Genomic DNA, 11,659 nt, shown 5'->3' on the forward strand with positions numbered 1-11,659 from the left:
GTGTTGAATTGTCTCACCGGTAGAAACTGCCACGGCAACGAAATCCGCCCTCAGGAATCTGCACGGATCAAAAATGCATGTGTTTGAATAGCTTACCTCTGGAGAGACGGCCAATCCGAAAATACATATCGTTAGGAAAGACTTAAGCCGTCACATCTATATTTAACGGCGGTTCTACATCGCCTCTCCCGCTGGGGACAACTGGGAAGAATTCTGACCATGAACAACAATAACGCCATCAAGCAGTCGGGCGCTTATCTCGAAATCGTTTCGTTCCACCTGGGCGATCAGGAATTCTGCATCGACATCATGGCCATCCGCGAAATCCGCGGCTGGGCGCCGGTGACGCCGATGCCGCACACCCCGCCCTACGTCTTGGGTCTCATCAACCTGCGCGGCGCCGTGATCCCCGTTATCGACATGGCCTGCCGCCTCGGCATGAAGATGACCGAGCCCTCCGAGCGCTCGGCGATCATCGTCACCGACATCGCCGGCAAGCTGGTCGGCCTGCTGGTCGAGCAGGTTTCCGACATGATGACCATCAAGAGCGAAGACCTTCAGCCGCCGCCGGAAATCATCCCGGAAGCCCAGCGCGCTTTCTGCCGCGGCATCGTCGCGCTCGAAAAGACCATGGTCTGCTTCCTGAACCTCGACACGGTCATTGCCGACGAGTTGACGCAGGCCGCCTGAGGGCTATCCATTTCTGGAATTCGAAGGCCCGGCTCGTCCGGGCCTTTTTGATTTTGCAATGAGCGAAAAAGGGAGGCGCCGCTCTTTCCAAAATCTCACCGCAGAAACCCTATTGCGGCTTCCCGTTCTTCCAGGTCACGCTTTGCCCATAGAGCGGAATGGTCGAGATCGACATCTTCGCCGAGCCGTCGGTCAGTTCGCGCGAATGAGCGAGATAGATCAGCGTGTCGTTCGTCTTGTCGTAGATGCGGTTGACGACCAGAGTCTTCCAGATCAGCGACATGCCCTGGCGAAACACCTCGCTGCCATCCTTGGACAGGTCGATATTGCCGATCTCGATCGGCCCGGTCTGCCGGCAGGCAATGGAGTTGTTGGACGGGTCCTCGAACCAGTTGCCGTTCTTGAGCCGGTCGATCAGGCTGCGGTCGAAATAGGTGACGTGGCAGGTAACGCCCTTGACCTCAGGGTCGGAGACCGCCTCGACGATGATGTCGTTGCCGATCCAGTCGACCCCAACCTTGCCGACGACTTCGGCCGAGGCAGCACCTGTGGAAAGGGCGGCGAAAGAGAAGGCGGCGAGGAGAAGATTGCGCAGTCTGGACATGGCGGCTCCCTGAATAACCCGCATTCTAGATAAGCACGCACCCATGCTTTGCAAGAAAACGGCGTTTGCGGAAAAGGGGTCAGCCTTTTCGGCAGGTGCAGGGCTCATAGGCCTGCGCCGTCAGCCGACCTGGCTTCATGCCGATCAACGACGGTATGGCGTGGACGGCATGGGCCTTGACCGCCCTTGCCATCTCGATGGCGGCCGCTGCGCAGACGGCGGCATCTTCAGCGGCGTTGTGGTGCACGAAACGCAGGCCGAGATGCTCGGCGATCAGGTTCAGCCGGTGCGAGAGGAAATGCGGCCAGATCCGCTGCGCCATCTTCAGGCTGCAGAGATAGGTAAGCTCCGGATAGGATTGCCGGTAGAGATCGAGGCTCGCCCGCCAGACGCTGAAATCGAAGGCGGCATTGTGCGCGATCATCGTCGCGCCGCTGATATCCTCGTGAAACTCGTCCATCACCTCGGGAAACTCGGGCGCATCCTCGACATGCTCCGGCCGGATGCCGTGGATTGCGATGTTCATCCCGGAAAAGCGCATCTCTCGCGGCCGGATCAGCCGCTCCTCGACGCGCGTCACCCTGCCGTCCTCGATCCAGGCAAGGCCGACGGAACAGGCGCTGCCGCGCTGCTCGTTCGCCGTCTCGAAGTCAATCGCGATGGTCTTCAAAATCAGCAACCCGAATCGTTTCTTCGGGAACAGGAATACCGCCCCGCTTCCGGCCGCGCAAATTCGACACGACGCCCGATTGACTTTTTAACCCGCATATCGAAACTTGTTGCCATGATCGGTTCCCTAACCATGGCAGCGCTTATCCATCACGCCACGACCCTTGAAGGGTACGCGGGAGCGATGGCGCGTTAGCAGCGATCCGATCATCATCCCGAAACCCTGCCGAGGCGAGCAGGGTTTTCGGAAACCGGCTCTCCTCCCGACACCGATGGAGAGCATGAATGTCCGAAAACGAAGAGAATGAACCTCGTGGCCGAGCGCGCCTGCCGGATGGCGTCCTTGTGCGCGCCGTCCGCCTGTCCGATGCGGAGGAGATCACCGATCTCATAAATCTGCCGGGCTACCGGGCCGGCACCTTGCGGCCGCCCTACCAGCGGGTCGAGGAAGTTCGCAAACACATGGAAAATCCGTCGCCCGGCGCGCTCAACCTCGTCGTCACCCAGGACGGCAAAATCGTCGGCAATAGCGGCCTCAACCGTCTTTCCGGCCGCAGGCAGCACGTCGCCAGCATAGGCATGGGTGTGCATGACGACTTCACCGGCCGCGGCTTCGGACGGATCTTGCTCGGAGCAATGGTCGATGCTGCCGACGACTGGCTCGATATCAAACGGCTGGAACTGACCGTCTACACCGATAACGATGTCGCCATCGGCCTCTACCAGAAATTCGGCTTCGAGCAGGAAGGCCTGCTGAAGGCCTTCGGATATCGCGCCGGTCAATATGTCGATGCCTATACGATGGCGCGGCTCAGGCTTTGAGCAAACGGGCTGGCGGCTTGCCGTCAGCCCCTCACCCGCTGATCAGCGCCAGCCACTCGTCCTCGTCCATCGTCTGCACGCCGAACTCACGCGCCTTGTCGAGCTTGGAGCCGGCGCCGGGGCCGGCGACGACGATGTCGGTCTTCTTGGAGACTGATCCCGCCACCTTGGCGCCGAGACTTTCCGCCCTCGCCTTCGCCTCGTCGCGGGTGAACTTTTCAAGCGAGCCGGTGAAAACCACGGTCTTGCCGGCGACCGGGCTGCCTGCCGTCTTCGGTTGTTCGGCCTCCTCGGGCGTCACTTCCTCAATAAGCCGGGTGATCACCTCGACATTGCGCGGCTCCTTGTAGAATTCGACGATGGCCCGCGCCACGACCTCGCCGATACCCTCGATGGCGTTGAGATCATTCCAGGCGTCACCGGAAAGCGCCTCGGCCTCGCGCATTGCGGTTTCAAAGGCCGCATAGGTGCCGTAGGAGCGCGCCAAGAGCTTCGCTGTGGTCTCGCCGACATGACGGATGCCGAGCGCGTAGATGAAGCGGTGGAGCGCAATGCTGCGCCGTTCGGTGATCGCCGCATAGAGCTTGCCGACGCTGACCTTGCCGAAGCCGTCGATATTCTCTAGCTTGGTCAGCGATTGCTGCTGACGCTTCTCCAGCGTGAAGATATCGGGCGCAGTGCGGATCTGCAGCGACGCGTCCTCGTTTTCGAAAAAGAAGTCGATCTGCTTCGAGCCGAGCCCTTCAATATCGAAAGCGTTGCGCGAAACGAAGTGCTTCAAATGCTCCGTCGCCTGCGCCCTGCAGATGAAGCCGCCGGTGCAGCGGGTGACCGAATCGAGCTTGCCGGTCTTCTCATGTCTTTCACGCACGGCATGCGACCCGCAGACCGGGCAGGTCTTCGGAAATTCATAGGGCCTGGCCTCGGCCGAGCGCTTCTCCATGACGACGTCAAGCACCTGCGGAATCACATCGCCGGCGCGCTGCACAATGACGGTATCGCCAATGCGGATATCGTGCTCGTCGGCGCGGATGCGCTCGCCGCTATTGCCGATGCCCCTGATGTAATCCGCGTTGTGTAGCGTCGCATTGGTGACGACCACGCCACCGACGGTGATCGGCGTCAATCGCGCGACAGGGGTCAAGGCGCCGGTGCGGCCGACTTGAATGTCGATATTCTCGACGATAGTGAAAGCCTGTTCGGCAGGGAACTTGTGCGCCGTCGCCCAGCGTGGTGAACGCGAGCGGAAACCGAGACGGGCCTGCAACTCGAGACTGTCGACCTTATAGACGACGCCGTCGATGTCGTAGTCGAGATCCGGGCGCTCAAGGCCGATCTCGTCATAATGCGTCAGGATGTCGGCGACCGAGTTCAATCGTTTCACCAGCGGATTGACCGGAAAACCCCAGTCCTTGAAGGTCTGCACCATCCCAAATTGCGTATCGGCCGGCATTTCCGACATCTCGCCCCAGGCGTAGGCGAAGAATTTCAGCTTGCGGCTCGCCGTCACCTTGGCGTCGAGCTGGCGCAGCGATCCGGCAGCCGTATTGCGCGGATTGACATAGGTCTGCTTACCCTCCGCCTCCATCTGCCGGTTCAGCGCCAGGAAGTCGCTCTTGGCCATGTAGACCTCACCGCGGATCTCGACGACAGCGGGCACGCCTTTCGGCAGCTCGTTGGGGATCTCGGCGATGGTCCGGATGTTGGCAGTGACGTTCTCCCCCGTCGTGCCGTCGCCACGCGTTGCAGCGGTCACCAGCCTGCCGTTTTCATAACGGATCGACATCGAGAGACCGTCGATCTTCGGCTCGGCGGTAAAGGCGATCGACTGGTCCGGCAGCCGGCCGAGGAAACGATAGACGCCGGCGACAAAATCCTGCACGTCCTCCTGCGAGAAGGTGTTGTCGAGCGACAACATCGGCCGCGCGTGGACGACAGGCGAAAAAGTGACGGAGGGCGCCGCACCGACATGCCGCGATGGGCTGTCTTCGCGGATCAACTCGGGAAAGCGCACTTCCAGCGCATCGTTGCGGCGCTTCAGCGCGTCGTAATCGGCATCCGAAATCTCCGGCCGGTCCTTGCCGTGATAGAGCGCATCGTGATGTGCGATCTCCTTTGCCAGCCGTTCGAGCTCGGCGGCAGCCTCTTCGATCGTCAACGTATCGACGGCGGAACTTTCGGTGGACATGGAACATCACTCCAGAGAATCTGCATTGTTTTTTAGAGCAAAATTTCCGGATGAAAAGAGAGGCCGCGTATCCGCCATCGGGATGATCGGCCTGCTCAGCTCTCCTCCCTCATTCATGTGCCTGTCACAGGAATCCAGCCACGGCGCCTCTGCGCCGTGAATGACACTCTCTTTCAGGGAAGAAGAATCTCCCGCGCCCAAGGACTTGGGCGCTGGATCCCTGTGACGAGCACAGGGATGAGGGAGATTGAGGTGAGCTTTCGCGCCGACTTTCATGCCGTGGAATCCTTGTCACCGCCCTATCCGGCTATTCCCAATCGTTCGCATTGCGCAGCCGGATACCACTGACATGCAGGCTCGTGCCCCAGAGCCCTTTCAGCGGCGTCAGCGTGTCCACCACCCTGAGATCCACCTTGCGCGGGGCAAACTCCCGGTCGAGCTGTGACATGGCGGCATGCTCTATCGGCACCACTCTCTTTCGGGCCACCCACATGCCAGCATCACCCAGATCCTCGAAGCCCTCGGCTGGCATCTCGTAACGATGGATCGTCTCCGCTTCGAGCCTTTCCATCCAACGGCGCTCGACGTAGGCGACGGCGCGCCAGTCGCCGAGCCAGTGCCGGCGTTCGGCCTCCGGCGTATCGGCCACCGCCCAGAGCAGGATGCGGGGACAATCGCGCGGAAAGAGATACAGGAAATCATGATGGGCATCGATTGCCCAGACGAGCGGACCGTTCAGCCATTCTCGGCCGGGCGCACGAGCAGAGGGGACGCGAACCGGGCGTGGCTCGAACGCCGCGATCCCGGAATCGTCGCTGAAATGGAAAAGTCGCATGGCTTGAGCTCGCCGCCGATCGAGAAGCTTCAGCGCATATCGCGCCACGGGATGATTGTCATCCCGCCGGCCTAAGCGGAAAGAGCGTCGGAAGAAAAATCAGCCGTTGCCGGCCAGCAGCCGCTTCGCCGCCGCCCGCGCCTCTTCGGTAACCGAAGCCCCGGCCAGCATACGGGCGATCTCCTCGGTGCGATCCTTCTGCGCCATCGTCGCGACGCGGGTGGCAATCTTTTCCGAACCGTCGGCCGACGGTCCCTTGGAAATCAAGAGATGCGTCGCCGCCCGCGCCGCGACCTGCGGCGCATGCGTGACCGACAACACCTGCACCCGCTCCGACAGCCGCTTCAGCCGCTGACCGATCGCATCGGCCACCGCGCCGCCGACGCCGGTATCGATTTCGTCGAAGACGAGCGTCGGGGCCGATCCGCGATCGGCGAGCGCCACTTTCAGCGCCAGCAGGAAACGCGACAGTTCGCCGCCCGAGGCGACCTTCATGATCGAGCCCGGTCGCGTGCCCGGATTGGTCTGAACATGGAATTCGACGACGTCGATGCCTTCGGCCAGCGCCTCGCCCGCATCCGTGGTGATCTCGACCATGAAACGGGCGCGTTCGAGTTTCAGCGCCGGCAGCTCAGCCATGACGGCCCCAGCCAGTGCGGTGCCGGCATGATGGCGCTTGTCGGACAGCGAGCGCGCCGCCGCATCGTAATTTTCCCGCGCCAGGCCGACCTCGGCGTCGAGCCGAGCAAGCCGCTCCTCGCCCGCGTCGAGATCGGCAAGATCGGCGATCATGCGCACGGCAAGCGCCGGCAGCTCGGTGACGGGCACGGAATATTTGCGCGAGGCGGCCCTGAGCGCGAAAAGCCGCTCCTCCACCCGCTCCAGCTCTCTTGGATCGTATTCGGTCTTGCGCAGTGCCGCCTCGACTTCCATCTGCGCGTTGGAAAGCTGGTCCAGCGCGGCATCGAGCAGCGTCACGGTGTCTTCGAGCAGCCCCGGCGCCTCATGGCTCTTGCGCTCCAGCCGGCGCACCAGCGAGGCGATATGGGGCACGGGCGAGGCATTGCCGTTCAAGAATTCGGACGCCTCGGCGATATCGCCGGCGATTCGCTCGGCCTTCATCATCTTCTGCCGGCGATCGGCGAGTTCTTCCTCCTCGCCATCCTGCGGCGAGAGCTTCTCGAGCTCTTCGACCGACGAGCGCAGGTAGTCGGCTTCGCGCGCCGCGCTTTCCACCTTCTCCCGGTGGTTCTTCAGCGTCCGCTCGCTGTCGCGCCACAGGCGATAGAGCCGGGAGACTTCCGAAACCTCGTCGGTGAGGCCGGCAAAGGCATCGAGCAGGGTGCGGTGGGCATTGGTGTCGACAAGGGCGCGATCGTCATGCTGGCCGTGAATTTCGACCAGCATCTGACCGGCCTGGCGCATCAGCTGCACGCTGACCGGCTGGTCGTTGACATAGGCCTTGGTGCGTCCGTCCGCCGATTGCTGACGGCGGAAGATCAGATCGCCCTCGTCGTCGATGCCGTTTTCACGCAGGAGTGTGCGGGCGCCGTGTTCCATGCCGACGTCGAACACCGCCGTCACCTGGCCCTTGTCCTCGCCATGACGCACCAGGTCGCCGTCGCCGCGTCCACCGAGCGCCAGCGACAGGCTGTCGAGCAGGATGGATTTACCCGCCCCGGTCTCGCCCGTCAGGACGGAGAGGCCGGTCTCGAAGGCAAGATCCAGCCGCTCGATCAGGACGATATCGCGGATCGAAAGCTGGATCAGCATTGGCCTCAGGAACCGAGAAGAAGTTTCTTGCCCGCTGCCGCGATCCACGAGCCCTTGTTTTCACGCGGCTCGGCACCGCCGCTCTGCAGCAGCTTGTAGGAATCAGCATACCACTGGCTGTCGGGATAATTGTGACCGAGAACGGCAGCGGCTGTCTGCGCCTCGTCGACGATGCCCATGGCGTAATAAGCTTCGACGAGACGCGCTAAGGCCTCTTCGATCTGGTTCGTATTCGGATATTTCTCGACGACGATACGGAAGCGCGAGATCGCGGCGAGATATTCCTTCCGCTCCATGTAGTAGCGGCCGATCTGCATTTCCTTGCCGGCGAGCTGGTCGCGCGAAAAGCGGATCTTGGCCTGTGCGTCGTCGACATATTCGGAGTTTGGATAATTGTCGATGACGGCCTGCATCGCCTCGATCGTCTTGGCCGAGGCGCGCTGGTCCTGCGTCACGTCGACGATCTGCTTGGAATAGGTGAGACCGATGAGATACTGCACATAGGCAGCATCCTGGGACTTCGGATATTGCGACATGTAGCGGTTGCCGGAAGCAAGCGCATCGTCCAAACGGCCTTGGCGGTATTTGACGAAGGTGCTCATCACAAGCGCCTTGCGCGCCCATTCGGAAAACGGGTTCTCGCGATCGATCGCGTCGAACTTGCGCGCCGCTTCCGCCATGTTGCCTGCCTTCATATTGGCCAGGCCCTGGGTGTAGAGCACGTCAGGCGGATCGGTTTCGAGACCGAGCTTGGTGATGTCGATGTCGGGATCCGACTGGCAACCGGAGATCGAGGCGCCTGCGCTGAGCACCAGAAGCGATGCGAACAAAGCGCGCGCTGTCTTCATCATACCTTCAGATCCTGCATAACCCATTCGAAAGAACCCCACTGCTGCCGCTCTCTCCACGGCAGCCACGCCTCGCTGGCGTTTCTAGCCACAAATGTGCATCAAGAGCAACGCAATGATAAGGCATTAACGCATTTTTGTGGCAGCAGCCGCAGAATGATCGGCTTTTCAACTTCTTCCCGAGCTGTGGCGGCTAGGCATCGGTCTATTGTCGCAGACACGGCCGGACATAAAAAAACCGCCTCCGGGAAAGAGGCGGCCTGGTCTTGAGAATATGCTGGAGGTCATGCCGACCAGGGAGCGAATTCCGAAGCACTGACCGCGATCAGTTCGCGGGCAGCGACGCGCTGGCGCGGCGTCGACGTCTCGACCACTTCGTAGGCGGAGGAATCGGCGAGCAGCGCCTTCAGCGCATTGGCATTCATCTTGTGACCGCCGCGATAGGAACGGTAGCAACCGATGAACTGGACGCCGGCAAGGGACAGATCGCCGACGGCATCGAGCGTCTTGTGGCGGACGAATTCATCCTTGGCGTAACGCAGCCCTTCGACGTTGATGACGGTGTTGTCGTCCGAGATGACGACGGAATTTTCGAGTGAGGACCCGAGCGCGTGGCCCGACGCCCAGAGACGTTCGACATCGCGCATGAAGCCGAAGGTGCGGGCGCGGGAAAGCTCGGCCTTGAAGACGGCGGGCGTCATATCGCCGGCCCACTTCTGCCGGCCGATCAGCGGGCACTCGAAATCGATTTCGACTTCGAAGCGTGTACCGTCATAAGGACGGAATTCGCTCCAGGAGCCGCCATGCTCAATTCGCACCGGCTTGGTGATACGGATATAGCGGCGCTTGACGCCGAGGGAGACGAGACCGACCTGCTCGATTGCCTCGACGAAGGGCAGCGAGCTTCCGTCCATGATCGGCATTTCGGAGCCCTGCACCTCGATCACCACATTGTCGAGGCCGAGCGCATAGACGGCGGCCATGACATGCTCGATCGTCGCAACCGAATGGGCCGGCGAGAAGCCGAGCACGGTGCAGAGGTCGGTATTGCCTACCTGCGAGGAGACGGCCTTGAGTTCGGTGATGTCGCCATTGTCATGCAGGCGCTGGAAAACGACGCCGGTGTCCGATTCGGCCGGGTTCAGGGTGATCGACACTTCCGCGCCCGAATGGACCCCGGTGCCCGAAAGCGTCACGGGACGCGATACCGTCGTTTGAAAACCCAGCAAGCCAATTGCCATAAACTCTGCCTTTTATTCTTCCGTACCGGCGGTCTGTCCGATCGGCACGGTCATCGTTCATTCTGCATAAGGAGCCGTCGAAAAGACTCCCAGGGCAGTTTTCTTGCGACCATACTTACGTGCGCCGACGCTCCAATCCAAATCACTGTTTCTTTCGCTTTGTTACGAAGTCACGCGATTGAAATTGCTCGCGAATCGCAGGCTGAAAAACAGCAATGCCCGGGACCTTGATCCCGGGCATGAACGGGTGCCGAAGCACGGTATCAGTTCGACTGGCGACGCAGGAATGCCGGGATTTCCAGCTGGTCGTCTTCCTGCATCATCCGGGCCTGCGGAACCGCGCGACCTTGGTCGTCGAGGTTGCCGCGACGCGGTGCGTAGAGGCTTGCCTCCGGCGACAGCGGACGGCGCTGCTGCGAAGCGGCCGGCGGTGCTGCGGTCATATCGGCGGCAACGGCGTCGTCGTCGCGACGGCCAAGCGAATTGGTGATTCGCTTGAGGAGGCCCATCGGACCGCGCTCCTCCGCCGCATGGGCAGACGCCGGCTGCGTGCGGTGGTCGAGTTCGGCCTGGACGACCGGCGGGAAATCCTCGACCTTCGGCATGCGCATCGGTTCGGGCGCCTGACGGATGACCGGCTCCTGCCGGATCGGCTGCTGCTGGACCGGCTGGCTGATGACCGGCTGGCTCATGGCGGGCGCCGGAGCCTGCTGCTGTACCGGTGCCGGACGCATTGCCAGAGCTTCCGGTGCAGGCGCGAAGATCTTGCTCTGCGGACGGAAGGCCTCCTGCTGTGGAGCCGGCTGCTGCAGCGATGCGGCAGCACGCGGGGCCGGAATTTCGAGCTCGCGCTCCATCTCGGCTTCGCGGATGGTCTGCGCGATCGGATCCATGGCCTTCGGTGCCTGCATCACGGGGGCAGGCTGAACTGCGGCCGCTGCCGGAGCAACAGCCGCGGAGGGACGGATAACCGGCCTTGCTGCCGGCTGGAGGTTGCGTTCGGCGGCTTCGTTCATCGCCCGGTCGATGCCGGTTGCGACGACCGAGACGCGGATGATGCCTTCGAGCGATTCGTCGAAGGTGGCGCCGAGGATGATGTTGGCGTCAGGATCGACTTCCTCGCGGATGCGGGTCGCGGCTTCGTCGACTTCGAAGAGGGTGAGGTCGCGACCGCCGGTGATGGAGATCAGCAGGCCCTGGGCGCCCTTCATCGAGGTTTCGTCGAGCAGCGGGTTGGCGATCGCAGCCTCTGCAGCCTGCAGCGCGCGGCCGGAGCCGGAAGCTTCGCCGGTGCCCATCATCGCCCGGCCCATCTCGCGCATCACCGAGCGGACGTCGGCGAAGTCGAGGTTGATGAGGCCTTCCTTGACCATCAGGTCGGTGATGCAGGCAACGCCCGAATAGAGAACCTGGTCAGCCATGGCGAAGGCATCGGCGAAGGTCGTCTTGTCGTTGGCAATGCGGAAAAGGTTCTGGTTCGGAATGACGATCAGCGTATCGACAGACTTCTGCAGTTCCTGGATGCCCATCTCGGCCAGGCGCATGCGGCGCCCGCCTTCGAAATGGAACGGCTTGGTGACGACGCCGACCGTCAGGATGCCCTTGTTGCGAGCCGCCTGTGCGACAACCGGAGCAGCACCTGTGCCGGTGCCGCCGCCCATGCCGGCGGTGACGAAGCACATATGCGTGCCGTTCAGGTGATCGACGATCTCGTCGATGCACTCCTCGGCGGCCGCCCGGCCAACTTCCGGCTGCGAGCCGGCACCGAGGCCTTCGGTGACGTTGACGCCGAGTTGGATGATGCGCTCGGCCTTCGTCATCGTCAGCGCCTGCGCATCCGTGTTGGCGACGACGAAATCGACGCCCTGGAGGCCGGCGGTAATCATATTGTTGACGGCATTGCCGCCTCCGCCGCCAACGCCGAACACGGTGATGCGCGGCTTCAGCTCTGTGATGTCAGGCTTTTGCAGCTTGATGGTCATGGTACCT

The 11,659-nt window shown here is 62.0% G+C and carries 10 protein-coding genes; 2 read left to right on the forward strand and 8 right to left on the reverse strand.

Translation table 11 applies throughout. The features are described 5' to 3' along the window. Positions 1 to 219: 219 nt before the first annotated feature. Positions 220 to 690 carry a chemotaxis protein CheW gene (locus ACM5SV_RS15245; RefSeq protein WP_003541378.1) on the forward strand — a complete coding sequence of 157 codons (471 nt, stop codon included), beginning with the start codon at positions 220 to 222 and terminating at the stop codon, positions 688 to 690. A 109-nt stretch (positions 691 to 799) separates the two neighbouring features. Here the strand turns inward: ACM5SV_RS15245 and ACM5SV_RS15250 are convergent, their stop codons facing one another. Both ACM5SV_RS15250 and ACM5SV_RS15255 read right to left on the reverse strand, forming a co-directional pair. Further along, a complete protein-coding gene (locus ACM5SV_RS15250; RefSeq protein ID WP_012758270.1) occupies positions 800 to 1,294 on the reverse strand; it encodes a CreA family protein in 495 nt (164 codons plus the stop codon). A gap of 79 nt (positions 1,295 to 1,373) precedes the next feature. Continuing rightward, on the reverse strand, positions 1,374 to 1,964 hold the full coding sequence (locus tag ACM5SV_RS15255; RefSeq protein ID WP_128406817.1) for a 3'-5' exonuclease: 591 nt from the start codon (positions 1,962 to 1,964) through the stop codon (positions 1,374 to 1,376). A 284-nt stretch (positions 1,965 to 2,248) separates the two neighbouring features. Between ACM5SV_RS15255 and ACM5SV_RS15260 the strand changes: the two genes are divergently transcribed. Next, positions 2,249 to 2,785 carry a GNAT family N-acetyltransferase gene (locus tag ACM5SV_RS15260; RefSeq protein WP_012758272.1) on the forward strand — a complete coding sequence of 179 codons (537 nt, stop codon included), beginning with the start codon at positions 2,249 to 2,251 and terminating at the stop codon, positions 2,783 to 2,785. 31 nt (positions 2,786 to 2,816) lie between these two features. On the opposite strand, the gene ligA is transcribed toward ACM5SV_RS15260, so the two are convergent. The 6 genes from ligA to ftsZ all read right to left on the reverse strand — a co-directional run bounded on the left by ligA (position 2,817) and on the right by ftsZ (position 11,652). Next, a complete protein-coding gene (gene ligA / locus ACM5SV_RS15265; protein WP_012758273.1) occupies positions 2,817 to 4,973 on the reverse strand; it encodes an NAD-dependent DNA ligase LigA in 2,157 nt (718 codons plus the stop codon). A 307-nt stretch (positions 4,974 to 5,280) separates the two neighbouring features. After that, positions 5,281 to 5,808 (reverse strand): DUF6886 family protein, encoded by a 528-nt coding sequence (locus ACM5SV_RS15270; protein WP_012758274.1) that lies wholly within the window; start codon positions 5,806 to 5,808, stop codon positions 5,281 to 5,283. A gap of 99 nt (positions 5,809 to 5,907) precedes the next feature. Further along, on the reverse strand, positions 5,908 to 7,581 hold the full coding sequence (gene recN, locus ACM5SV_RS15275) for a DNA repair protein RecN (RefSeq protein ID WP_012758275.1): 1,674 nt from the start codon (positions 7,579 to 7,581) through the stop codon (positions 5,908 to 5,910). A 5-nt stretch (positions 7,582 to 7,586) separates the two neighbouring features. Further along, positions 7,587 to 8,456: an outer membrane protein assembly factor BamD gene (locus tag ACM5SV_RS15280; RefSeq protein ID WP_027683752.1), complete on the reverse strand. Its 870-nt coding sequence runs from the start codon at positions 8,454 to 8,456 to the stop codon at positions 7,587 to 7,589. 257 nt (positions 8,457 to 8,713) lie between these two features. Then, a complete protein-coding gene (lpxC, locus tag ACM5SV_RS15285; protein ID WP_012758277.1) occupies positions 8,714 to 9,670 on the reverse strand; it encodes a UDP-3-O-acyl-N-acetylglucosamine deacetylase in 957 nt (318 codons plus the stop codon). Between the two features lie 263 nt (positions 9,671 to 9,933). Then, positions 9,934 to 11,652, reverse strand: coding sequence for a cell division protein FtsZ (gene ftsZ, locus ACM5SV_RS15290; RefSeq protein ID WP_222014178.1), 1,719 nt, complete (start codon positions 11,650 to 11,652; stop codon positions 9,934 to 9,936). Positions 11,653 to 11,659: the final 7 nt, after the last annotated feature.

Source organism: Rhizobium sp. CRRU65 (assembly GCF_048551595.1).
Taxonomy (GTDB): Bacteria; Pseudomonadota; Alphaproteobacteria; order Rhizobiales; family Rhizobiaceae; genus Rhizobium; species Rhizobium leguminosarum_J.

Bases quoted from the DNA above. Each gene is read 5' to 3' on its own strand.
- ACM5SV_RS15245 (WP_003541378.1), top strand. From the start codon at position 220: ATGAACAACAATAACGCCATCAAGCAGTCGGGCGCTTATCTCGAAATC.
- ACM5SV_RS15250 (WP_012758270.1), bottom strand. From the start codon at position 1,294: ATGTCCAGACTGCGCAATCTTCTCCTCGCCGCCTTCTCTTTCGCCGCC.
- ACM5SV_RS15260 (WP_012758272.1), top strand. From the start codon at position 2,249: ATGTCCGAAAACGAAGAGAATGAACCTCGTGGCCGAGCGCGCCTGCCG.
- ligA (WP_012758273.1), bottom strand. From the start codon at position 4,973: ATGTCCACCGAAAGTTCCGCCGTCGATACGTTGACGATCGAAGAGGCT.
- ACM5SV_RS15270 (WP_012758274.1), bottom strand. From the start codon at position 5,808: ATGCGACTTTTCCATTTCAGCGACGATTCCGGGATCGCGGCGTTCGAG.
- recN (WP_012758275.1), bottom strand. From the start codon at position 7,581: ATGCTGATCCAGCTTTCGATCCGCGATATCGTCCTGATCGAGCGGCTG.
- ACM5SV_RS15280 (WP_027683752.1), bottom strand. From the start codon at position 8,456: ATGGGTTATGCAGGATCTGAAGGTATGATGAAGACAGCGCGCGCTTTG.
- lpxC (WP_012758277.1), bottom strand. From the start codon at position 9,670: ATGGCAATTGGCTTGCTGGGTTTTCAAACGACGGTATCGCGTCCCGTG.
- ftsZ (WP_222014178.1), bottom strand. From the start codon at position 11,652: ATGACCATCAAGCTGCAAAAGCCTGACATCACAGAGCTGAAGCCGCGC.